General features: G+C 69.5%; 18 protein-coding genes. 15 read left to right on the forward strand and 3 right to left on the reverse strand.

Annotated elements, in window-relative coordinates:
- Positions 1–21: 21 nt before the first annotated feature.
- Positions 22–822 carry a C40 family peptidase gene (locus tag ACQEWB_RS28075; RefSeq protein WP_432835706.1) on the reverse strand — a complete coding sequence of 267 codons (801 nt, stop codon included), beginning with the start codon at positions 820–822 and terminating at the stop codon, positions 22–24.
- Between the two features lie 778 nt (positions 823–1600).
- Between ACQEWB_RS28075 and ACQEWB_RS28080 the strand changes: the two genes are divergently transcribed.
- The 14 genes from ACQEWB_RS28080 to nuoN are packed head-to-tail and all read left to right on the forward strand — an operon-like array spanning position 1601 to position 17486.
- A complete protein-coding gene (locus ACQEWB_RS28080) occupies positions 1601–1960 on the forward strand; it encodes an NADH-quinone oxidoreductase subunit A (RefSeq protein WP_003992243.1) in 360 nt (119 codons plus the stop codon).
- A gap of 14 nt (positions 1961–1974) precedes the next feature.
- Positions 1975–2529 carry a NuoB/complex I 20 kDa subunit family protein gene (locus tag ACQEWB_RS28085; protein WP_003998928.1) on the forward strand — a complete coding sequence of 185 codons (555 nt, stop codon included), beginning with the start codon at positions 1975–1977 and terminating at the stop codon, positions 2527–2529.
- A complete protein-coding gene (locus tag ACQEWB_RS28090) occupies positions 2526–3290 on the forward strand; it encodes an NADH-quinone oxidoreductase subunit C (protein WP_432835710.1) in 765 nt (254 codons plus the stop codon). Before ACQEWB_RS28085 ends, ACQEWB_RS28090 begins: the two co-directional genes overlap by 4 nt.
- A complete protein-coding gene (locus ACQEWB_RS28095) occupies positions 3287–4609 on the forward strand; it encodes an NADH-quinone oxidoreductase subunit D (RefSeq protein ID WP_432835712.1) in 1323 nt (440 codons plus the stop codon). Before ACQEWB_RS28090 ends, ACQEWB_RS28095 begins: the two co-directional genes overlap by 4 nt.
- The gene (gene nuoE, locus ACQEWB_RS28100; protein ID WP_432835714.1) at positions 4606–5382 is read left to right on the forward strand and encodes an NADH-quinone oxidoreductase subunit NuoE; all 777 of its coding nucleotides are present in this window, start codon (positions 4606–4608) and stop codon (positions 5380–5382) included. The genes ACQEWB_RS28095 and nuoE overlap by 4 nt, the downstream gene beginning before the upstream one ends.
- Entirely contained in the window at positions 5382–6728 is a 1347-nt protein-coding gene (gene nuoF / locus ACQEWB_RS28105) for an NADH-quinone oxidoreductase subunit NuoF (protein WP_432835716.1), read from the forward strand. The genes nuoE and nuoF overlap by 1 nt, the downstream gene beginning before the upstream one ends.
- A complete protein-coding gene (locus tag ACQEWB_RS28110) occupies positions 6725–9229 on the forward strand; it encodes an NADH-quinone oxidoreductase subunit G (RefSeq protein ID WP_432835718.1) in 2505 nt (834 codons plus the stop codon). Before nuoF ends, ACQEWB_RS28110 begins: the two co-directional genes overlap by 4 nt.
- A complete protein-coding gene (gene nuoH, locus ACQEWB_RS28115) occupies positions 9226–10593 on the forward strand; it encodes an NADH-quinone oxidoreductase subunit NuoH (protein WP_432835720.1) in 1368 nt (455 codons plus the stop codon). Before ACQEWB_RS28110 ends, nuoH begins: the two co-directional genes overlap by 4 nt.
- On the forward strand, positions 10586–11188 hold the full coding sequence (nuoI, locus tag ACQEWB_RS28120; RefSeq protein ID WP_432835723.1) for an NADH-quinone oxidoreductase subunit NuoI: 603 nt from the start codon (positions 10586–10588) through the stop codon (positions 11186–11188). The genes nuoH and nuoI overlap by 8 nt, the downstream gene beginning before the upstream one ends.
- Positions 11185–12024 carry an NADH-quinone oxidoreductase subunit J gene (locus ACQEWB_RS28125; protein ID WP_432835725.1) on the forward strand — a complete coding sequence of 280 codons (840 nt, stop codon included), beginning with the start codon at positions 11185–11187 and terminating at the stop codon, positions 12022–12024. Before nuoI ends, ACQEWB_RS28125 begins: the two co-directional genes overlap by 4 nt.
- Positions 12021–12320, forward strand: coding sequence for an NADH-quinone oxidoreductase subunit NuoK (nuoK, locus tag ACQEWB_RS28130; RefSeq protein ID WP_123998414.1), 300 nt, complete (start codon positions 12021–12023; stop codon positions 12318–12320). The genes ACQEWB_RS28125 and nuoK overlap by 4 nt, the downstream gene beginning before the upstream one ends.
- A 14-nt stretch (positions 12321–12334) precedes the next feature.
- Positions 12335–14254, forward strand: coding sequence for an NADH-quinone oxidoreductase subunit L (gene nuoL, locus ACQEWB_RS28135; protein ID WP_432835728.1), 1920 nt, complete (start codon positions 12335–12337; stop codon positions 14252–14254).
- A 5-nt stretch (positions 14255–14259) separates the two neighbouring features.
- Positions 14260–15831: an NADH-quinone oxidoreductase subunit M gene (locus ACQEWB_RS28140; protein WP_432835730.1), complete on the forward strand. Its 1572-nt coding sequence runs from the start codon at positions 14260–14262 to the stop codon at positions 15829–15831.
- Entirely contained in the window at positions 15828–17486 is a 1659-nt protein-coding gene (gene nuoN / locus ACQEWB_RS28145; protein WP_432835732.1) for an NADH-quinone oxidoreductase subunit NuoN, read from the forward strand. The genes ACQEWB_RS28140 and nuoN overlap by 4 nt, the downstream gene beginning before the upstream one ends.
- 62 nt (positions 17487–17548) lie before the next feature.
- Here nuoN and ACQEWB_RS28150 read toward each other — a convergent pair whose 3' ends face one another.
- Entirely contained in the window at positions 17549–18097 is a 549-nt protein-coding gene (locus tag ACQEWB_RS28150; RefSeq protein ID WP_432835734.1) for a hypothetical protein, read from the reverse strand.
- A 308-nt stretch (positions 18098–18405) separates the two neighbouring features.
- Here ACQEWB_RS28150 and recQ point away from each other — a divergent pair, with 308 nt between their 5' ends.
- A complete protein-coding gene (recQ, locus tag ACQEWB_RS28155; protein ID WP_432835736.1) occupies positions 18406–20412 on the forward strand; it encodes a DNA helicase RecQ in 2007 nt (668 codons plus the stop codon).
- Positions 20413–20749: 337 nt separating this feature from the next.
- Here recQ and ACQEWB_RS28160 read toward each other — a convergent pair whose 3' ends face one another.
- The gene (locus ACQEWB_RS28160) at positions 20750–24070 is read right to left on the reverse strand and encodes a fumarate reductase/succinate dehydrogenase flavoprotein subunit (protein WP_432835738.1); all 3321 of its coding nucleotides are present in this window, start codon (positions 24068–24070) and stop codon (positions 20750–20752) included.
- Positions 24071–24094 lie beyond the last annotated feature (24 nt).

Genomic DNA, 24094 nt, shown 5'->3' on the forward strand with positions numbered 1-24094 from the left:
TCGTTCTCGGTGGTCGGCCTGTCAGAGCACCCGCACCGCGCCGGTCGGCGGGTCGTAGGAGAGCGGCTTCTCGACCACACCGGTCGACGGGTTCTGCGCGCCGACGAACATGCCGTCGCCGACGTACACCGCCACGTGGTACGCGCTGCCCGCGCTGCCCCAGTACAGGATGTCGCCCGGCTGCAGGTTGCTCAGCGAGACCTGGGTGCCGGCCGTCGACTGGTCCTGCGAGACGCGCGGCAGGCTGATGCCGACCTGCTTGAAGGCGGTCTGCACCAGGCCCGAGCAGTCCCACGAGTTGGGGCCGGTGCCGCCGGAGACGTAGGCGTCGCCGATCTGCGCCTTCACGAAGGCGATGACGGCGGCGGCCGAACCCGTGGCCGTGGACGAGCTCGTAGAGGCGCTGGAGGTCGTCGAGGCGGCCAGGGTGGTCCGCTCGGCGCTCCGGGACGCCGCCTGCTCCGCGGCGGCCTTACGGGCCGCCTCAGCCTTCTTCTTCGCCTCCGCCTTCTTCTTGGCCTCCGCGAGGTCCGACTTGGCCTGCTTCGCGGCCTTCGCGGCGGCCGCGTCACGCTCGGCCTGCAGTTCATAGTTCGCGGCCGCCTGCTGCGTGGCGTCCGCGGACTGGGCGATCTGCGCCGACAGGTCGGCCGTCAGGGTGGGCAGTTGCAGGGTCTGCGTCGTCTCGGCGGCGTTCGCCGAAGCCGCGCCAGCCGCCGCCATGCTGAGGACGCCACCGGCAACTCCGGCCCGCACGGCGATGTTCGTCGTCGCGCTGCGGCGGGGTTTCCGGTGGCTGCGTATGTGAGCGGTGTGGGACATGAGAACAACCGGTATCAGGGGCTCCTCCATACCTTCAAGAAACGTGTGCTGCGCCACACTTGTTCAATCAGCCCCATGAATCCCGGGCGTGGCGTTCCTTATTGACGCCGTAACGGACATTGCGGACCTGACCCATCAGGGCCGTGATCACGTTCTTTCGACGGTACGTCCGAATTGCCCGCGGCCTACCACCGGTTGGGACCGTTGGCCAAGCCCCGTTCTCAGAGACCTCTCATGGATGTGGCGGAGGTCACGCAACGGTCTCGGGTGGGCCCGCGTCACGCGCGTAGATCACGAGCGCATTGCGGCGGGGTCGCGAGAGGGTCGCGGCCGGCGCCGCTCGTGAACGCGTGCACGCGTCCACATCGCACCCCGTCTCTCACCTTGATGTGTGAATGCGGCGCACTACCAAGGCGTCGCGTCCAGGGCCAATTTGCATGCAAGGGAAGTCTCTTGATATTGAGACGCCCCTCTCGAACTGCGCCGACTAGCGGAAATGTCACCTCTGGTGATCACTTGGACGCTTCGAGTGCGAAGATCACCGCTCATCGGACTTCATGATCCTTCATCGGGTGGTGGAGATCACAAAGCTTGTGCAATACCCCGTGTCGCAGATCACAGAGCGGCGGGCATAAGATGCGAGGCAGTTGGGCTTGTGACCTGCTTCACATGTTCTCGATCTTCGTTGGGACGAACGGAGGTTAGAGCGGCGTATGAGGCCGGTGTGAGTCCGATGCCATCGCCAGCAGTCAGTGCCGACTGAGAGGAGCGAGGAGCGGTGAACGCGTATGCGCCCATCCTCGTACTGGGAGCCCTCGGGGCAGGCTTTGCGATCTTCTCCGTGGTCATGGCCACGCTGATCGGGCCTAAGCGGTACAACCGCGCCAAGCTCGAGGCCTACGAGTGCGGAATCGAGCCGACCCCCACGCCGGCCGGCGGCGGGCGCTTCCCCATCAAGTACTACCTGACGGCGATGCTCTTCATCGTCTTCGACATCGAGATCGTCTTCCTCTATCCCTGGGCCGTCACCTTCGACGCCCTGGGGATCTTCGGGCTCGTGGAGATGCTGCTCTTCGTGCTCACCGTCTTCGTCGCGTACGCGTACGTATGGCGGCGCGGCGGCCTGGAATGGGACTGAGGGGCCTTTAACTCATGGGACTCGAAGAAAAGCTGCCGAGCGGCTTCCTGCTGACCACCGTCGAGCAGGCCGCGGGCTGGGTGCGCAAGGCGTCCGTCTTCCCGGCCACCTTCGGCCTGGCCTGCTGCGCCATCGAAATGATGACCACGGGCGCCGGACGCTACGACCTGGCCCGCTTCGGCATGGAGGTCTTCCGCGGCTCACCCCGCCAGGCCGACCTCATGATCGTCGCCGGCCGGGTCAGCCAGAAGATGGCGCCGGTGCTGCGGCAGGTCTACGACCAGATGCCGAACCCCAAGTGGGTCATCTCCATGGGGGTCTGCGCCTCCTCGGGCGGCATGTTCAACAACTACGCGATCGTGCAGGGCGTCGACCACATCGTCCCGGTCGACATCTATCTCCCGGGCTGCCCGCCACGGCCCGAGATGCTCATGGACGCCATCCTCAAGCTCCACCAGAAGATCCAGACCTCCAAGCTCGGTGTGAACGCCGAGGAGGCCGCCCGCGAGGCTGAGGAAGCGGCGCTCAAGGCCCTGCCCACGATCGAGATGAAGGGGCTGCTGCGGTGAGCGACGCGAACGGCACCAACGGAGCCGACGGCGCCTCGAACGGGGTGAACCCCGAAAAGGACCTCGGCGCCTCCAACCTCCCCGGCCAGCGCGGCGAAGGCGGTGAGGAGATCCGCGTCCAGCGCGGCATGTTCGGCGCGAACAACGGCGGAGACACCTCCGGCTACGGCGGCCTGGTCCGCTCGATCCGGCTGCCGGGAGCGGCCGCCCGCCCCTATGGCGGGTGGTTCGACGAGGTCGCCGACGAACTGGAGGGCGCCCTGGAGGAGCAAGGCCTCCTCCCGGACAACGCCATCGAGAAGACGGTCGTCGACCGCGGCGAACTCACCTTCCACGTCGAGCGCGAGCACCTGCTGCGCGTCGCACAGACCCTGCGCGACGACCCCGCCCTGCGCTTCGAACTGTGCACCGGCGTCAGCGGAGTCCACTACCTCCACGACAAGGGCCGCGAGCTGCACGCCGTCTACCACCTGCGCTCGATCACCCACAACCGGCTGATCCGCCTGGAGGTCAGCGCCCCGGACGCGGACCCGCACATCCCGTCCCTGGTCTCCGTGTACCCGACCAACGACTGGCACGAGCGCGAGACCTACGACTTCTTCGGGATCGTCTTCGACGGTCACCCGGCCCTGACCCGGATCATGATGCCGGACGACTGGCAGGGCCACCCGCAGCGCAAGGACTACCCCCTCGGCGGCATCCCCGTCGAGTACAAGGGCGCCCAGATCCCGGCTCCGGACCAGCGGAGGTCGTACTCGTGAGCACTTCGCACGCCTCTCCCCGCGAGACCACGGAAGGGACCGTATACACGGTCACCGGTGGCGACTGGGACGAGGTCGTCCAGTCCGCGGCCAAGGCCGACGACGAGCGCATCGTCGTCAACATGGGCCCCCAGCACCCCTCCACCCACGGAGTGCTGCGGCTGATCCTGGAGATCGACGGCGAGACCGTCACCGAGGCCCGCTGCGGCATCGGCTACCTCCACACCGGCATCGAGAAGAACCTCGAGTTCCGCACGTGGACGCAGGGCACCACGTTCGTGACGCGCATGGACTACCTGACGTCCTTCTTCAACGAGACCGCCTACTGTCTCGCCGTCGAGAAGCTCCTCGGCATCGAGGACGAGATCCCCGACCGCGCCACCCTCATCCGCGTGCTCCTGATGGAGCTGAACCGGATGTCCTCGCACCTGGTGTGCATCGCCACCGGCGGCATGGAACTCGGCGCCACCACGATCATGATCTACGGATTCCGTGATCGTGAAATGATTCTCGACATCTACGAGCTCATCACGGGCCTTCGGATGAACCACGCGTACATCCGCCCCGGCGGACTCGCGCAGGACCTGCCGCCCGGCGCGGTGGACCACATCCGCGAGTTCGTGAAGAAGATGAAGAAGAACCTCCCGGAGTACGACAAGCTTGCCACCGGGAACCCCATCTTCAAGGCCCGTATGCAGGACGTCGGTTACCTCGACCTGGCCGGCTGCATGGCCCTCGGCGCCACCGGCCCGATCCTGCGTTCCACCGGCCTGCCGCACGACCTGCGCAAGACGCAGCCCTACTGCGGCTACGAGAACTACGACTTCGACGTCCCGACCGCCGACACCTGCGACTCCTACGGCCGCTTCCTCATCCGCCTGGAGGAGATGCGCCAGTCGCTGAGGATCGTCGAGCAGTGCCTGGACCGGCTCCAGCCCGGCCCGGTCATGGTCGCCGACAAGAAGATCGCCTGGCCCGCCCAGCTCGCCCTGGGACCGGACGGACTCGGCAACTCCCTCGACCACATCAAGAAGATCATGGGCACCTCCATGGAGGCCCTGATCCACCACTTCAAGCTGGTCACCGAGGGCTTCCGGGTCCCGCCGGGCCAGGCGTACGCGGCCGTCGAGTCTCCCAAGGGCGAACTCGGGGTGCACGCCGTGTCCGACGGCGGCACCCGCCCCTTCCGGGTCCACTTCCGCGACCCGTCCTTCACCAACCTTCAGGCCATGGCGGCGATGTGCGAGGGCGGCCAGGTCGCCGACGTCATCGTCGCCGTCGCGTCCATCGACCCCGTGATGGGAGGCGTCGACCGGTGACCACCAGTTCCTCCGGCGTCAGCCTGGGCATGCCCGAACTGCCCGCGCCCGCCTACCCGGACGACGTCCGAGCCCGCCTCGAGGCGGACGCGCGCGAGGTCATCGCCCGCTACCCCGACTCGCGGTCCGCGCTCCTGCCGTTGCTGCACCTCGTGCAGGCGGAGGAGGGTCATGTCACGCGCACCGGAATGCAGTTCTGCGCGGACGTGCTGGAGCTGACCACGGCCGAGGTCACCGCCGTCGCGACCTTCTACACGATGTACCGGCGCAGGCCGAGCGGTGACTACCAGGTGGGCGTCTGCACCAACACGCTGTGCGCGGTGATGGGCGGCGACGCGATCTTCGAGGAGCTCCAGGAGCACCTCGGCGTCGGCAACGGTGAGACCACCGACGACGGCAAGGTCACCCTGGAGCACATCGAGTGCAACGCGGCCTGCGACTTCGCGCCGGTGGTGATGGTCAACTGGGAGTTCTTCGACAACCAGTCCCCGGCCAGCGCCAAGCGCCTCGTCGACGACCTGCGCGCGGGCCGTCCTGTCGAGCCCACGCGCGGGGCGCGCCTGTGCACCTTCAAGGAGACCGCGCGGATCCTGGCCGGCTTCCCCGACGAGCGGCCCGGGGCCGTCGAGGAGAGCGGCGGTGCGGGACCCGCGTCGCTGGTGGGCCTCCGCCTGGCAAGGGGAGAGGCCGCACCCGCGCGCGTGGTCCATCCGCGTACTCAGGAACCAGAGGGTCAGCAGCCCTCTGACCAGGCCGCCGAGGAGGGGGAGTGATGACCTTGGCACCCGAACTCAAGAACAACAGCCCCGAGAAGCTGCTCGCACCCGTGCTGTCGGCCTTCTGGGACGAGGAGAAGTCCTGGACTCTCGACGTCTACCGAAGGCACGAGGGCTACGAGGGGCTCCGCAAGGCGCTCGCGATGTCGCCGGACGACCTGATCGCGTACGTCAAGGACTCCGGTCTGCGCGGCCGCGGTGGCGCGGGATTCCCGACGGGAATGAAATGGCAGTTCATTCCCCAGGGTGATGGAAAGCCACACTATCTAGTTGTCAACGCCGACGAGTCGGAGCCGGGGACCTGTAAGGACATCCCGCTCCTCTTCGCGAACCCGCACAGCCTCATCGAGGGCATTGTCATCGCGTGTTACGCCATCAGGTCGTCGCATGCCTTCATCTATCTGCGTGGTGAAGTCGTCCCCGTATTGCGGCGGTTGCACGAGGCCGTGCGCGAGGCCTACGCGGCGGGCTACCTCGGCGAGAACATCCTGGGCAGCGGGCTGAACCTGGAACTCACCGTGCACGCCGGCGCCGGCGCGTACATCTGCGGTGAGGAGACCGCACTGCTCGACTCGCTCGAAGGCCGCCGTGGTCAACCGCGGCTCCGTCCCCCCTTTCCTGCGGTGGCGGGCCTCTATGCGTGCCCGACTGTTGTGAATAACGTCGAGTCGATCGCGTCGGTTCCCGCGATTCTGCATCGGGGCAAAGAATGGTTCCGCTCGATGGGGAGCGAGAAGTCCCCGGGCTTCACGCTCTACTCGCTCAGCGGCCATGTCGCCAGCCCCGGCCAGTACGAGGCCCCGCTCGGCATCACGCTCCGCCAGCTCCTCGAGATGAGCGGCGGCATGCGACCCGGACACCGCCTCAAGTTCTGGACGCCGGGCGGCTCTTCGACCCCGATGTTCACCGACGAGCACCTCGACGTCCCTCTTGACTACGAAGGAGTGGGCGCCGCGGGTTCCATGCTCGGCACGAAAGCACTCCAGTGCTTCGACGAGACGACCTGCGTGGTCCGCGCCGTCACCCGCTGGACCGAGTTCTACGCCCACGAGTCCTGCGGCAAGTGCACCCCGTGCCGCGAAGGGACGTACTGGCTCGTGCAGTTGCTGCGCGACATCGAGGCAGGCAAGGGCGTGATGTCCGACCTCGACAAGCTGAACGACATCGCCGACAACATCAACGGCAAGTCCTTCTGCGCCCTCGGCGACGGCGCCGCCTCGCCGATCTTCTCCTCGCTGAAGTACTTCCGCGAGGAGTACGAGCAGCACATCACGGGCCGCGGCTGCCCCTTCGACCCGGCCAAGTCGACGGCCTGGGCCGACCGCACGGAGGTGAACGCATGACGGTGACCACGAGCGCTCCCTCCGGCGGGGGAGAGGCGGCGGTCCCGCCGGAAGATCTCGTCTCGCTGACGATCGACGGCGCCGAGATCAGCGTGCCCAAGGGCACCCTGGTCATCCGGGCCGCCGAACAGCTCGGCATCGAGATCCCCCGCTTCTGCGACCACCCGCTCCTCGACCCGGCCGGCGCCTGCCGCCAGTGCATCGTCGAGGTCGAGGGCCAGCGCAAGCCGATGGCGTCCTGCACCATCACGTGCACCGACGGCATGGTCGTGAAGACCCACCTCACCTCGCCGGTCGCCGAGAAGGCCCAGCACGGTGTGATGGAGCTGCTGCTCATCAACCACCCGCTGGACTGCCCGGTCTGCGACAAGGGCGGCGAGTGCCCGCTACAGAACCAGGCCATGTCGCACGGCCAGGCCGAGTCCCGCTTCGAGGGCAAGAAGCGGACGTACGAGAAGCCCGTCCCGATCTCCACGCAGGTGCTGCTCGACCGCGAGCGGTGCGTGCTGTGCGCCCGCTGCACCCGGTTCTCCAACCAGGTCGCGGGCGACCCGATGATCGAACTTCTCGAACGCGGCGCGCTCCAGCAGGTCGGCACCGGTGAGGGCGACCCCTTCGAGTCGTACTTCTCCGGCAACACCATCCAGATCTGCCCGGTCGGCGCGCTCACCTCGGCGGCGTACCGATTCCGCTCCCGCCCCTTCGACCTCGTCTCCTCGCCGAGCGTGTGCGAGCACTGCTCCGGCGGCTGCGCGACCCGCACCGACCACCGGCGCGGCAAGGTCATGCGGCGCCTCGCGGCCAACGACCCCGAGGTCAACGAGGAGTGGATCTGCGACAAGGGGCGCTTCGGGTTCCGGTACGCGCAGCAGCGCGACCGGCTCGAGACGCCGCTGGTGCGCAACGCCGAGGGCGACCTCGAACCGGCCTCCTGGCCGGAGGCCTTGCAGATCGCGGCCCAGGGCCTGCTCGCCTCGCGCGGCCGCACCGGCGTCCTGACCGGCGGCCGCCTCACCGTCGAGGACGCCTACGCGTACAGCAAGTTCGCGCGCGTGGCGCTCGACACCAACGACATCGACTTCCGCGCGCGCGTGCACGGCAGCGAGGAAGCCGACTTCCTGGCCGCGCGGGTCGCCGGACGCGGCCGCGACCTCGACGGTACGGGCGTCACGTACACCCTCCTGGAGAAGGCGCCCGCGGTCCTGCTGATCGGGTTCGAGGCCGAGGAGGAGGCGCCCGGCGTCTTCCTGAGGCTGCGCAAGGCCTGGCGAGGGCACGGGCAGAAGGTGTTCTCGCTGGCCACGCACGCGACGCGGGGTCTGGAGAAGGCGGGCGGCACGCTGCTGCCGGCCGCTCCCGGCACCGAGACCGAATGGCTGGACGCGCTCGCGAGCGGGGTCGGCCTGGAGGACGGCGGAGCCACGGCGGCCGAGGCGCTGCGCGCCGAGGGCGCCGTGATCGTCGTCGGTGAGCGGCTCGCCGCGGTCGCCGGTGGCCTCACCGCGGCCGTACGGGCCGCGTCCGCGACCGGGGCGGAGCTCGTCTGGATCCCGCGCCGGGCCGGGGAGCGCGGCGCCGTCGAGGTGGGCGCGCTGCCGTCGCTGCTGCCGGGCGGACGCCCGGCGACCGACCCACGCGCGCGTGAAGAGGTCGCCGCCGTCTGGGGCGTCGCCGAACTCCCGCACCGCTACGGCCGCGACACCAGCCAGATCGTCGAGGCCGCTCTGAGCGGCGAGTTGCAGGCGCTCGTGGTCGCGGGCGTCGAGATCGCCGACCTGCCCGACCCGGCACGCGCGCGTGAAGCACTTCACGAGGCCGGCTTCGTGGTCTCGCTGGAGCTGCGGCTCAGCGAGGTCAGCGAGCACGCCAGCGTCGTACTGCCCGTCGCCGCGGTCGCCGAGAAGGCCGGCACCTTCCTCAACTGGGAGGGCAGGGTGCGCTTCTTCGACGCCGCGCTCAAGCCCGACCAGATGACCCGCTCCCTCGCACCGACCGACGCGCGCGTCCTGCAGATGCTGGCCGACGCCATGGACGTACACCTGGGTCTGCCGGATCTGCGCACGGTGCGCTCGGAGATCGACCGGCTCGGGCCCTGGGACGGGCCGCGGGCGACCGAACCCCTGGAGACCGGGGGACAGTTGCCCCGGCCCGCCGCCGGGGAGGCCGTACTCGCCGGGCACCGGCTGCTGCTCGACCAGGGCCGCCTCCAGGAGGGCGACGAGGCCCTCGCAGGGACGCGGCACGCGGCCCACGCGCGCGTGTCGGCCGCGACGGCCGCCGAGGCCGGCGTCAAGGACGGCGACCTGCTCGCCGTGACCGGCACCTCCGGAACGGTCGAACTCCCGCTGCGGATCACCGAGATGCCCGACCGCGTGGTCTGGCTCCCGCTGAACTCCGTAGGCAAGGGCGTCGCCTCCGACACCGGGGCGCTGCCCGGCGCACTCGTCCGCATCGGCCCGGCGACGCTCGTCGACGAGGCCCCGAAGGAGGTGGAGGCATGAGCCCGTACCTCGCCGCTGAAGACCTCTCGATGTTCGGCCGCGACCCCTGGTGGCTGGTCGTCGTCAAGGCGGTGTTCTGCTTCGCCTTCCTGATGGTGACCGTGCTGTTCTCCATCGTGTGGGAGCGCAAGGTCGTCGCCTGGATGCAGCTGCGCATCGGCCCCAACCGGCACGGCCCCTGGGGCATGCTCCAGTCGCTCGCCGACGGCATCAAGCTGATGCTGAAGGAAGACCTCATCGTCAAGCGCGCGGACAAGGTCGTCTACGTCCTCGCGCCGATCGTCGCGGCCATCCCGGCCTTCATGGCGATCGCGGTGATCCCCTTCGGCCCGGCCGGCAACGAGATCTCGATCTTCGGCACCCGCACCACGATGCAGCTCACCGACCTGCCGATCGCGATGCTCTACATCCTCGCGGTCGCCTCGGTCGGCATCTACGGCATCGTGCTCGCGGGTTGGAGTTCCGGATCCACCTACCCGCTGCTCGGCGGCCTGCGCTCCTGCGCGCAGATGATCTCGTACGAGATCGCCATGGGCGCCTCGTTCGCCTCGGTGTTCCTCTACTCGGGGTCGATGTCGACCTCGACGATCGTCGAGCAGCAGCACGACCGCTGGTACATCCTGCTGCTGCCGGTCTCCTTCATCCTCTACGTCGTCACCATGGTGGGCGAGACCAACCGCGCCCCCTTCGACATGCCGGAGTCCGAGGGCGACCTGGTCGGCGGCTTCAACACCGAGTACTCGTCGATCAAGTTCGCGATGTTCATGCTCGCCGAGTACGTCAACATGGTGACCGTCTCGGCCGTGTCCACCACGCTCTTCCTCGGCGGCTGGCGGGCCCCCTGGCCGATCAGCACCTTCTGGGAGGGCGCCAACCACGGCTGGTGGCCGCTCCTCTGGTTCGTGATCAAGGTCCAGCTGCTGCTGTTCTTCTTCATCTGGCTGCGCGGCACGCTTCCCCGCGTCCGCTACGACCAGCTGATGAAGCTCGGCTGGAAGGTCCTCATCCCGGTCTCCGTGGTCTGGCTGATGCTGGTCGCGACGGTGCGGGCACTGAGGAACGAGAACTACGACTTCGCCGACATCGCCCTCTACATCGGCGGCGCCGTCCTCGCCCTGCTGCTCCTGTCCTTCGTCGTGGACATGTTCCGCGTGAAGGCAGAGGAGAGCGAGCGGGCCGCCGCCCCGCAGCCCGCCGGATTCGACGCGATGGCGGGCGGATTCCCCGTGCCGCCGCTGCCGGGTCAGGAGCTTCCGCCGGTGCCCAGGCGCAGCCCGCGCCGGGAGCGTGAGCTGATTGTCAGTGGTGGGTCGGATACTGCGAGTGACGGATCTTCGGATGGAAAGGAGGCGTCCGATGGCTGAGGAGCCGAAGGAGACCAAGCCCGGTTTCATGAACCCCGTCGCCGGCTTCGGCGTGACCTTCAAGGCCATGTTCAAGAAGCGGCTGACCGAGCAGTACCCGGAGCAGCAGAAGACCACCGCTCCCCGCTTCCACGGACGGCACCAGCTCAACCGCCATCCGGACGGCCTGGAGAAGTGCGTCGGCTGCGAGCTGTGCGCCTGGGCGTGTCCCGCCGACGCCATCTACGTGGAGGGCGCGGACAACACGGACGAGGAGCGCTACTCGCCGGGCGAGCGGTACGGACGCGTCTACCAGATCAACTACGCCCGCTGCATCCTGTGCGGCCTGTGCATCGAGGCGTGCCCCACGCGCGCGCTCACGATGACGAACGAGTTCGAGCTCGCCGACAGCAGCCGCGCCAACCTCATCTACACCAAGGAACAGCTGCTCGCGGGGCTGGAAGACGGCATGGTCGACAGCCCGCACGCGATCTACCCGGGGACCGACGAGCAGGACTACTACCGGGGACTGGTGACCGAGGCAGCGCCCGGCACGGAACGCCAGGTGGCCGTCTCCAAGGGCGAGAAGCCCGAAGAAGAGGGGGCGGACGCATGAGCGCGCAGCTCGCCGCCTACTCCACCTCCACCGGAGAGGCCTTCCAGTTCTGGGTCCTCGGCACCGTCGCCGTGGCCGGCGCCCTGTCCACCGTCTTCATGAAGAAGGCCGTGCACAGCGCGCTCTCGCTCGCCGGCACCATGATCATCCTGGCGGTGTTCTACCTCGCCAACGGCGCCTACTTCCTGGGCATCGTGCAGATCGTCGTCTACACCGGCGCGATCATGATGCTGTTCCTCTTCGTGGTGATGCTCGTCGGCGTGACGGCCGCGGACTCGCTGAAGGAGACCATCAAGGGCCAGCGCTGGCTGGCCCTTCTCTGCGGGGTCGGCTTCGGCGTCCTGCTGCTCGCCGGGATCGGCAACGCGTCCCTGAGCGAGTTCAACGGGCTCTCCCAGGCGAACGCGAACGGCAACGTGGAGGGACTCGCCGCCCTCATCTTCACCAAGTACGTCTTCGCCTTCGAAATCACCGGCGCCCTGCTGATCACGGCCGCCGTCGGCGCCATGGTGCTCACCCACCGCGAGCGCACCGAGCGCGCCAAGACGCAGCGCGAGCTGTCCGAGGAGCGCGTCCGCGAGGGCAAGCACGTACCGCCGCTGCCGGCGCCCGGCGTGTACGCCCGCCACAACGCGGTCGACATCGCGGGCCTGCTCCCCGACGGCACCCCGTCCGAGCTCACCGTCAGCAAGACGCTGCGCGACCGCGGCCAGATCCGTGATGTGTCGGCCCAGGCGCTGAACGACCTCAAGGCGCTGGAGCAGCGCTCGGAGGAGCGCCTGGAGCGCACCGAGATCGAACCGGCCACCTTCAAGCGGGAGGAGGCGTCGAAGTGAACCCGGTCAACTACCTGTATCTCTCGGCCCTGTTGTTCACGATCGGCGCCAGCGGCGTGCTGATCAGGCGCAACGCGATCGTGGTGTTCATGTGCATCGAGCTGATGCTGAACGCCTGCAACCTCGCGTTCGTCACCTTCTCCCGGATGCACGGCAACCTCGACGGCCAGATCATCGCCTTCTTCACGATGGTCGTCGCCGCCGCGGAGGTCGTGGTCGGGCTCGCGATCATCGTGTCCCTGTTCCGTTCCCGCCACTCGGCCTCGGTCGACGACGCCAGCCTGATGAAGCTCTGAGGGGTCGCTGAATCGTGGAGAACCTGATTGCGCTGCTGGTGGCGGCGCCACTGCTCGGAGCGGCCGTACTGCTGTGCGGCGGCCGGCGGCTCGATGCCGTCGGCCACTGGATCGGCGTCCTGATGTCGTCCGCCTCCTTCGTGTTCGGTGTCATCCTCTTCGCCGACCTGCTCGGCAAGGACGCCGAACACCGGACCCTGATGCAGCACCTGTACACCTGGGTCCCGGTCGAGGGCTTCCAGGCGGACGTCGCCTTCCGCCTCGACCAGCTGTCGGTGACGTTCGTCCTGCTGATCACCGGCGTCGGCTCGCTCATCCACCTGTACTCGGTCGGGTACATGGAGCACGACGAGCGCCGCCGCCGCTTCTTCGGCTACCTGAACCTGTTCCTCGCGGCGATGCTGCTGCTGGTCCTCGCCGACAACTACCTGCTGCTGTACGTCGGTTGGGAGGGCGTCGGTCTCGCCTCGTACCTCCTGATCGGCTTCTGGCAGCACAAGCCCAGCGCGGCGACCGCGGCCAAGAAGGCGTTCCTGGTCAACCGCGTCGGCGACATGGGCCTGTCCATCGCGATCATGCTGATGTTCACGACGTTCGGCACCTTCGCCTTCGGGCCGGTGTTCAGCAGCGTCGGCGACACCAGCGAGGGCAAGCTCACCGCGATCGGCCTGATGCTCCTGCTCGCCGCCTGCGGCAAGTCCGCCCAGGTGCCGCTCCAGTCCTGGCTCGGGGACGCGATGGAGGGCCCGACCCCGGTCTCGGCCCTCATCCACGCGGCGACGATGGTGACCGCGGGCGTCTACCTGATCGTCCGCTCCGGAGCCATCTTCAACGCCGCGCCCGACGCCCAGCTCGCCGTCACCGTGGTCGGCGCCGTAACGCTCCTCTTCGGTGCGATCGTCGGTTGCGCCAAGGACGACATCAAGAAGGCGCTGGCCGGCTCGACCATGTCGCAGATCGGCTACATGGTTCTCGCCGCGGGCCTCGGTCCCATCGGCTACGTCTTCGCGATCATGCACCTGGTGACGCACGGCTTCTTCAAGGCCGGGCTCTTCCTCGGCGCCGGTTCGGTCATGCACGGCATGAACGACGAGGTCGACATGCGGAAGTACGGCGGCCTGCGCAAGTACATGCCGGTCACCTTCATCACCTTCGGCCTCGGCTACCTCGCCATCATCGGCTTCCCGGGTCTGTCCGGTTTCTTCTCCAAGGACAAGATCATCGAGGCGGCCTTCGCCAAGGGCGGCACCGAGGGCTGGATCCTGGGCACCTGCGCCCTGCTGGGCGCGGCGATCACCGCGTTCTACATGACGCGCGTGATGCTCATGACCTTCTTCGGCGAGAAGCGCTGGCAGTCCGACGCTGCATCCGACAGCGGCTCCGCCGCGGGCGGGCACGAGCCGCACCCGCACGAGTCCCCGAAGACCATGACGATCCCGATGATCGTGCTGGCCTTCGGATCGGTCTTCGCGGGCGGCTTCTTCAGCATCGGCGACCGCTTCCTGCACTGGCTGGAGCCGGTCACCGGCCACAGCGAGGGCGACTCCCCGCTCAGCGCGGCGGCGGTCACCGGCGGGACGATGGTCTGCCTGCTCGTCGGCGTCGGCATCGCCTACGCCATGTACGGCCGCCGCCCGGTCCCGGCCGTCGCCCCGCGCGGCTCGCTGCTCACCCGGGCCGCCCGGCGCGACCTGCTCCAGGACGACTTCAACCACGTCGTCCTGGTCCGCGGCGGCGAGCACCTCACGCGCTCCCTGGTGTACGTCGACCACACCCTGGTCGACGGAGTCGTCAACGGCTCGGCGGCCTCGGTCGGGGGCCTGTCCGGACGGCTGCGCAAGCTGCAGAACGGCTATGCGCGGTCGTACGCGGTCTCGATGTTCGGCGGTGCGGCGATCCTCATCGCCGCGACCCTGCTGATGAGGGCGGTCTGATACCGATGTCCTTTCCTCTGCTGACAGCGACGGCGGTGGTCCCGGCGATCGGGGCGATCGCCACGGCCGCCGTGCCGGCCGCGCGGCGCACCGCCGCCAAGTGGCTCGCGCTGCTCGTCTCGCTCGCCACCCTCGCTCTCGCGATCACCGTCCTGGTCCGCTTCGACCCGGACGGCGGCCGCTACCAACTGACCGAGTCCCACGCCTGGATCGCCGACTTCGGCGTCCGGTACGAGCTGGGCGTGGACGGCATCGCGGTCGCGCTCGTCGCGCTGACGGCGCTGCTGATGCCGTTCATCATCCTCGCGGGCTGGCACGACGCCGACCCGCTGGAGACCGGCAGCAAGAGGTGGCGGCCGACGCAGGGCTTCTTCGCCCTGATCCTGGGCGTCGAGGCGATGGTGATCATCTCCTTCGAGGCCACCGACGTCTTCCTCTTCTACATCTTCTTCGAAGCCATGCTGATCCCGATGTACTTCCTCATCGGCGGCTTCGGGGACCGTGCCCACGAGCACGGCGAGGAGGCGGCGTCGACGCAACGGTCGTACGCGGCCGTGAAGTTCCTCCTCTACAACCTGGTCGGCGGCCTCATCATGCTGGCCGCGGTGATCGGCCTCTACGTGGTCGCCGGGAACTTCAGCCTCCAGCAGATCGCCGAGGCCCGCGCCAACGGCTCGCTGCACATGGCGACCAACACCGAACGCTGGCTGTTCCTCGGCTTCTTCTTCGCCTTCGCGGTGAAGGCGCCGTTGTGGCCGCTGCACACCTGGCTGCCCAACGCCATGCAGGAGTCCACCGCCCCGGTCGCCGTCCTCATCACGGCGGTCGTCGACAAGGTGGGCACCTTCGCGATGCTCCGCTTCTGCCTCCAGCTCTTCCCGGAGGCGAGCAAGTGGGCGACGCCCGCGATCCTCGTACTGGCGCTCATCAGCATCGTCTACGGGGCGCTGCTCGCGGTCGGCCAGCGGGACATCAAGCGGCTGGTGGCGTACGCGTCGATCTCGCACTTCGGCTTCATCATCATGGGCATCTTCGCGATGACCAGCCAGGGCCAGTCCGGCGCGACGCTCTACATGGTCAACCACGGCATCTCGACGGCCGCGTTGATGCTGGTCGCCGGCTTCCTGATCTCCCGGCGCGGCTCGCGGCTCATCGCCGATTACGGCGGTGTCCAGAAGGTCGCCCCGGTGCTCGCCGGCACCTTCCTGGTCGGCAGCCTGGCGACCCTGTCGCTGCCCGGACTCGCGCCGTTCGTGAGCGAATTCCTGGTCCTGGTCGGCACGTTCACGCGCTACCCGGCGATCGGGATCATCGCGACCTTCGGCATCGTGCTCGCCGCGCTCTACACCCTCGTCCTCTACCAGCGGACGATGACGGGCCCGGTGAAGCAGGAGGTCTCCGCGATGCCCGACCTGCGCGCGCGTGAGCTCCTGGTCGTCGCGCCGCTGATCGTTCTGCTGATCTTCCTGGGCGTCTACCCGAAGCCGGTGACGGACATCGTCAACCCGGCCGTGAAGTCGACCCTGTCCGACGTACAGAAGAAGGACCCCAAGCCCTCGGTGGAGGCGGCCAAGTGAGCGCAACAGCCGTCCACAGTCTGTGGACAACGGCGGCGGCCGGGACCGATCAGATCTCGAAGATCCCCGCGCCGAAGATCGAATACGGGCAGTTGTCGCCCACCCTGATCGTCGTGGGCGCGGCGATCGTCGGGATCCTGATCGAGGCGTTCGTGCCGCGCAAGTCCCGTTACTACGCCCAGGTGTTCACCTCCGCCGTCGCGCTCTGCGCCGCCTTCGCGGCGGTCCTGGCGCTCGCGGCCGACGGATACGGCACCACCAAGGCGCACATCGCTGCCATGGGCGCGATCGCGGTCGACGGGCCGTCCCTGTTCCTCCAGGGCGTGATCCTGCTGTCCGGTCTGGTCGGCCTGTTCACCTTCGCCGAGCGGCGGCTCGACCCGGAGGCGCACGGCAACCGCGTCGACTCGTTCGCCGCGCAGGCCGCGTCCGTGCCGGGCAGCGACAGCGAGAAGGCCGCGGTCAAGGCCGGGTTCACCACCACCGAGGTCTTCCCGCTGCTGCTCTTCGCGGTCGCCGGCATGCTGGTGTTCCCCTCGGCCAACGACCTGCTGACGCTGTTCGTGGCCCTGGAAGTCTTCTCGCTGCCCCTCTACCTCCTGTGCGCCCTGGCCCGCCGCAAGCGACTCATGTCGCAGGAGGCCGCGGTGAAGTACTTCCTGCTCGGCGCCTTCGCCTCCGCGTTCACCCTGTTCGGCATCGCACTGCTGTACGGCTACGCGGGCTCGGTGTCGTACTCGACGATCGCTCAGGTCGTCGACGGCACCGTCACCAACGTCGACCCGGCGCTCGCCGACACCATGGGCAATGACGCGCTGCTGCTGGTCGGCGGCGCGATGCTCGTCATGGGGCTGCTGTTCAAGGTCGGCGCCGTCCCGTTCCACATGTGGACGCCGGACGTCTACCAGGGCGCACCGACCCCGGTGACGGGATTCATGGCGGCGGCGACCAAGGTGGCCGCGTTCGGCGCACTGCTCCGCCTGCTGTACGTCGTCCTGCCCGGCCTGCGCTGGGACTGGCGGCCGGTCATGTGGGCCGTCGCGATCGTCACCATGCTGGGCGGTGCGATCGTCGCGATCACGCAGACCGACATCAAGCGGCTGCTGGCGTACTCGTCCATCGCGCACGCGGGATTCATCCTCGCGGGTGTCATCGCCACGTCGAAGGACGGCGTCTCGTCCGTCCTCTTCTACCTGGGCGCGTACTCCTTCGTGACCATCGGCGCCTTCGCCGTCGTCACCCTGGTGCGCGACGCGGGCGGCGAGGCGACGCACCTGTCCAAGTGGGCCGGACTCGGCCGCCGTTCACCGCTGGTGGCGGCCGTGTTCGCGGTGTTCCTGCTGGCCTTCGCGGGCATCCCGCTGACCTCCGGCTTCGCCGGTAAGTTCGCCGTGTTCAAGGCGGCGGCGGAGGGCGGGGCGGCCCCGCTGGTCGTGGTCGGTGTGATCTCGTCCGCGGTCGCGGCCTTCTTCTACATCCGCGTGATCGTGCTGATGTTCTTCAGCGAGCCGCGGCCCGACGGCCCGACGGTCGCCGTGCCGTCGCCGCTGACGATGACGGCGATCGGGCTCGGGGTCGCGGTCACGCTGGTGCTCGGTGTGGCGCCGCAGTACTTCCTGGACCTGGCCAGCCAGGCGGGGGTCTTCGTGCGCTGACCCGCCGCGCGTCGGCCCCGGCTCCCTTCATCGGGAGCCGGGGCCTTTTGCGTGTGCGAGGTTCAGGCCTTCGGGCACGCGACCTCGGGGTTCCACGGCGAGAACAGCCCACTGGGGTTGGGCTTGTAGATCCAGGCGTGGAGGGTGAAGTAGTCGCCGTTCAGCGGTTCCGGGTAGAAGTCCGGCCCCTGGAACTTCTGGCCGAAGAGGGTCGGCGCCGCCTGGCCGGTCGACTTCACGATCCACTCCACCGCGACCAGCTTGCGCCCTTCGGTGAACTCGTCGACGTCCGCGTACTCGTCCTTGAACTCGTCCGCGTACAGCAGGGCCGCGGGTTTCGCCGGATCGAGTGAACCGATATTCGCCGGATTGACGTAGTGGTAGCCCATGCCGCCCGCCTTCGGGTCGGCGACACAGACGTCGGTGCGCGCGAATCCGCCCTTCGGGGCGAACGCCTCGTAGCCGTACTTCCCCGTCGCGTCGTACGTCTTCGACAGGTCGTTCCAGACGGACGGGTCGGGGTCGGGCGCCGCGTGCGCGGGAAGGGCGGCCAGTGAGAAGGCCGCGGCCATCGCCAGGGTGACGGCGGCCTTGAGGGGCCGAGGGGCCATGGTCGAACTCCTTGGTGCGGGGGAGGCGCACACTCCTGGCACGCCGTCCATGGGGGAAGAGCGGGCCTCCCCCGTCCCGCCCGAGCAGCATGTCCCGGCCGCCGGAGCTGTGCCATGTGACGCGGGCCATTGGGCTGAACACCCAGCGTGAGCGGGAGCGCCGGCGCCATGACCGGCCGAGCGTGACCGGGGACGCCGGTGCCACGGGCGGCCGGTGTCGACGGAGCCTGTGGATAACTCCGACGGTGTCAGTCCGGACCCCTATCGTGGAGGCAGTGGTCGAGGGACGACGTACGGGGGACAGGACTATGGGTGGGATGGGCGGGATCAGCGAGATGCCAAGGGTGACCGAGGCGGCCGGGGCGGCCGAGAGCGAGGCGCTCGCCACGCTGCACCGGGTCTTCGGATACGAGGCCTTCCGCGGCGAACAGCAAGAAGTCATCGAGCATGTGGTGGCCGGCGGCGACGCCGTGGTCCTCATGCCGACCGGCGGCGGCAAGTCGCTGTGCTACCAGATCCCGTCCCTGGTCAGACCCGGTACGGGCATCGTGGTCTCGCCGCTCATCGCGCTGATGCAGGACCAGGTGGACGCGCTGCGGGCGCTCGGCGTGAACGCCGGGTTCATGAACTCCACGCAGGACTTCGACGAGCGCAGGGTGGTGGAGGCGGAGTTCCTGGCGGGCGAGCTGGACCTCCTGTACCTGGCGCCGGAGCGGCTGCGCCTCGACTCCACGCTGGACCTGCTCTCCCGCGGCAAGATCGCGGTCTTCGCGATCGACGAGGCGCACTGTGTCTCCCAGTGGGGCCACGACTTCCGCCCCGACTACCTGTCCCTGTCCCTGCTCGGCGAGCGCTGGCCGGACGTCCCGCGGATCGCGCTCACGGCGACGGCCACGCACGCCACGCATCAGGAGATCACCGAGCGGCTGCACATGCCGACGGCCCGGCACTTCGTGGCGAGCTTCGACCGGCCCAACATCCAGTACCGGATCGTGCCCAAGGCCGACCCCAAGAAGCAGCTGCTGAGCTTCCTGCGCGAGGAGCACGCGGGCGACGCGGGCATCGTGTACTGCCTCTCGCGCAAGTCCGTCGAGTCGACGGCGGAGTTCCTGTCCCGCAACGGCGTCGAGGCGGTGCCGTACCACGCGGGCCTGGACGCGGGCACGCGCGCGGCCCACCAGTCCCGCTTCCTTCGGGAGGACGGTCTGGTGGTCGTCGCGACCATCGCCTTCGGCATGGGCATCGACAAGCCTGACGTCCGCTTCGTCGCCCACTTCGACCTGCCCAAGTCGGTCGAGGGCTACTACCAGGAGACGGGCCGCGCGGGCCGCGACGGACTGCCCTCGACGGCCTGGATGGCCTACGGCCTCAACGACGTCATACAACAGCGCAAGCTGATCCAGTCGGGCGAGGGCGACGAGGCGTTCCGCCGCCGGGCCGCCGCGCACCTGGACTCGATGCTGGCGCTGTGCGAGACCGCCCAGTGCCGCCGGGGCCAGCTCCTCGCCTACTTCGGCCAGGACCCGGACCCCATGGGCTGCGGAAACTGCGACACCTGCATGGTTCCGCCGGAGACCTGGGACGGCACGGTCGCGGCACAGAAGGTGCTGTCGACGGTGGTACGGCTCCAGCGGGAACGGGGTCAGAAGTTCGGCGCCGTGCAGATCGTCGACATCCTGCTGGGCAAGCGCACGGCCAAGGTCATCCAGTTCGACCACGACCAGCTGTCCGTGTTCGGCATCGGCGAGGAGCTGGCAGAGGCCGAATGGCGGGGTGTCGTACGGCAGTTGCTGGCGCAGGGGCTGCTCGCGGTCGAGGGGGACTACGGCACGCTGGTGCTGACCGAGGCCAGCGGGACGGTGCTGCGGCGGGAGCGGGAGGTGCCGCTGCGCAAGGAGCCGAAGAAGTCGGCGACCTCGCGGTCGGCGTCGGGGTCGACGGCCAAGGGCGAGCGCAAGGCCAAGGCCGCGGCGGTGGAGCTCCCCGAGGCGCTCCAGCCGGCCTTCGAGGCCCTGCGCGCCTGGCGTGCCGAACAGGCCCGGGAACAGGGCGTCCCGGCGTACGTCATCTTCCACGACGCCACACTCCGCGAGATCGCCATGACCTGGCCGACGTCGGTACAGCAGCTGGGCGGCATCAGCGGGGTGGGCGAGAAGAAGCTGGCGACGTACGGCGAGGGCGTGATCGGGGTCCTGGCCTCGCTGGGCGGGGCGCCTGGGGGCCCTGGAGCGACTGCGACGGCAGACGCGGGCCGGGGCGCGGACGACCACTGGCCCGAGATGGACGCGGAACCGGAGCCGGAGGACTGGATATAGAGGACGGGTGGGCCGACAGGGCCGGGCAGGGCACGGCCGGGGCGTCCGCCGGGTGATCGTGACGGCGCCCCAGCGACCTGCCGGTTGCGGTGAGTGGCCCAGCGACCTGACGGTTGTACGCCGGTGGCGGTGACTGGCATAGCGTCCCGCCGGTTGCACACCGGGTGGTACCGGCTGGCACAGCGACCCGCCGGTCACGTGCCGGTCGGTTCTGATCGTCACGCGACTCGCCGGTTGTCCGCGGTGGTGGCGACTGCCCCAATGACCTGCCGGTCACGTGCCGGTCGGTTCTGATCGTCACGTGACCCGCCGGTCGCCCACCCGGTGGCCGTGACTGTCACAGCGCCCGTGTCGCGTATGCCCTGACGTCCGCGTCCGAGTCCGTCGTGGCTGTGGAGAGGGCCGCTCGGGCGTCGGCGACGTGGCTGTGGCGGGTCAGGGCGAGGACGGCGGCCTTGCGGACGTCGGCGTTCGGGTCGGCCAGGGCCTTGGCGAGGGCGGGGACGGCCACGTCCGGCACGGCGGCGGACAGCGCGGTCGCGGCTCCCGACCTGACCTGCCAGGCCGGGGCGGACAGCGCGGCGACGGCGCGGGAGGCGAGCGGCGGCGGGCAGCCGGTGGTGCCGAGTGCGGCGTAGGCGGCGGCTTGGACCAGAGCGTCGGGGTCGTGGGTGAGGTCGGCGAGGGCTGAAAGGACGGTGTCGGAAGAGTCGGCCAGGGGGACGCGGGAGTCCACTCGGACGGTGTCGGAGTCGGCGGGGAGCGCGGCTGCTGCTCCGCTGCCGGCGTTGGGCTCGGGGTCGGGGCCCTCGGGATCGTCCACGAAGTCGGCGACGGTCACGAGGACGGTGTCGGAGCCGGAGCCGGAGCCGGAGCCGGAGCCGGAGCCGGAGGCCGGTGTGGCGGTTCCGGGGCCGGTGCCGGGCTCGGAGCCCGAAGAGTCACCCGCAAGCTCGCCGTGAGCGGCCGCATCGGTTGCGCGGAGGCGGCCCGCATCGCTCGCGGCACCGGCACTCTCCAGGCCACCCGACCCACTCGCACTCCCCGCCCCACTCGCGCCCCTCGCCCCACCTACACCCTCCGCCTCACCTGCACCCCCCGCCTCACTCGCGCCCCTCGCCCCACTTCCGCTCCCCGCCCAAACCGTCGCCAACGCCTTCGCGATGGTCACCCGGACCTCGCGGGACGGGTCGGCCGTGGCTGCGCGGGCCAGCTCCGGGGCGGCGTCGACCGAGACCAGGGCGCGGACGGCCTCGATGCGGACCGGGATGTCCGAGTCGGTCAGGGAGCCGGCGAAGAGTGCCGCGTCACCCAGGCGTAGGGCGCGCAGGACGTCGAGGGAGGTGGCGCGGACCACAGGGTCGGGCTCGGTCAGCGCGGCGGCGAGGCCGTCACGGAGGACGGGTTCGGGCGGGAGCGTCTCGACGAGTTCGCGGAGGGAGGCGGCCGCGGCGGCCCGTACCTCGGCGGCGGAGTCGCGGAGCGCCGCGGCGAGGGCGGGCCCCGTGCCCGGCGGCACCGTTTCCGTGAGCACGGCGACGGCCTCGCGGCGGACGGCGGCTGCGGGGTCGGTCAAGTAGGGGAGGAGGGCGTCGAGTTCGGGCTCCTCCTCGGCAAGGGCCACGAGTTCGAGGAGGCGGCTTGAAGAACGCTCGGCACGGGCTTCCGGCGAGTCGAGGACACCGCCGGGCTCGGGAACACCGGCCGACGCCGACGTTTCTGCGGCACCACCGGCCGACGCCGACGCCGACGCCGACGCCGACGCCGACGCCGGCCCCGTGCCCTCGGCACCGTCAGCCCCAATGCCCATCAGCCCGCCCCCGACGGCTACCGCCCCCTGCGCCCCGGCCGCCACCGGCGCCAAGTCCCGTGATCCCGCCGTCGCCACGTTCTCCGCGTGGACCTCGCCGAGGTGGCGGGACGGGCTGCCCACTGGGGTGAAGTCGTCGATGGGCACCAGGTACGGAGCCACGGGACGGGCCGTGAACTCCATCGCGCCGGAGGGGGACTTGTGCAGGTCGAGGTGGTGGAACCAGGAGGTGTCGTCGCGGTGAGGATGGTCGAGACGGTCGTGGTAGAGACCCCAGCGGGACTCCGTGCGGGCCAGCGAGGCACGCGCGGCCATCTCCGCGCAGTCGCGGATGAAGGAGACCTCCGCGCAGCGCATCAGTTCGTGCGGGGTGCGCGCACCCATCGCGGCGATGTCGGCGCGCATCCGCTCGAACGCCTCCAGGGCCAGCGACAGCCGCGCACCCGACTTCGGCGGCGCGACGTAGTCGTTCACGAAGCGCCGCAGCTTGTACTCGACCTGGGTCTGCGGCGGCCCGTCCGGATGGCGCAGCGGGCGGTAGATCAGCTCATGCGCGTCCCGCAGCTGGTCGGCGGGCAACTCGCCCTCGTACGGCGCGTACTGGGCCGCGTCCGCCCCCGCCAGGTCCCCGAAGACGAACGCGCCGATCATGTAGTTGTGCGGCACGCAGGCCAGGTCGCCGGCGGCGTACAGCCGGGGGACGGTCGTACGGGCGTGGTCGTCCACCCGTACACCCGAAGCCGAATGACCGCCGCAGAGACCGATCTCGGAGATGTGCATCTCGACGTCGTGGGTGCGGTAGTCGTGACCGCGGCCGGAGTGGAAGGTCCCGCGCGTGGGCCGTTCCGTCGAGTGCAGGATCGACTCCAGGGCGGAGACCGACTCCTCCGGGAGGTGGCTCAGCTTCAGGTACACCGGGCCGCGGTCGGACGCCACCTCCGCCGCGAACTCCGCCATCATCTGGCCGGACCAGTAGTCGGAGTCGACGAAGCGTTCGCCGTGTCGGTTGACCTGGTAGCCGCCGAAGGGGTTGGCCACGTAGGCGCAGGCGGGGCCGTTGTAGTCCTTGATCAGCGGGTTGATCTGGAAGCACTCGATACCGGTGAGTTCGGCGCCCGCGTGGTACGCCATCGCGTAGCCGTCGCCCGCGTTCGTCGGGTTCTCGTACGTGCCGTACAGGTAGCCGGAGGCGGGCAGGCCCAGCCGCCCGCAGGCGCCGGTCGCCAGGATCACCGCACCCGCGCGGACCGTGACGAACGCGCCCGTGCGCGTGTTGAAGCCGACCGCCCCCACGGCCAACCCCCCTGCGGTGAGCACCCGCACCGGCATCACCCGGTTCTCGATCCGGATCTTCTCCCGCATCTCTCGCCGCCGCAGCTGCCGGTACAGGACCTTCTTGACATCCTTGCCCTCCGGCATCGGCAGCACGTACGAGCCGGAGCGGTGCACCTGGCGGACCGCGTACTCGCCGTGCTCGTCCTTCTCGAACTTCACGCCGTACGACTCGAGGCGCCGCACCATGCCGAAGCCGCGGACGGCGGTCTGGCGGACGGTGGACTGGTCGACGATGCCGTCGTTGGCACGGGTGATCTCGGCGACGTAGTCGTCGGGCTCGGCGCGGCCGGGGATGACCGCGTTGTTGACGCCGTCCATGCCCATGGCGAGGGCGCCGGAGTGGCGGACGTGGGCCTTCTCCAACAGGAGGACGTTCGCGCCGTGTTCGGCGGCGGTCAGCGCGGCCATGGTGCCTGCGGTGCCGCCGCCGACCACGAGGACGTCGCAGCGGATCTCCTCGGCGTCGGTGAGGGCGGGGATCTCCAGGGGCGTGTGCAGAGAGGGGGTGGTCACCGAGGTGCCTTCCGGTTCCGGGGT

It is taken from the genome of Streptomyces sp. CA-249302, from assembly GCF_050936785.1.
GTDB lineage: Bacteria > Actinomycetota > Actinomycetes > Streptomycetales > Streptomycetaceae > Streptomyces.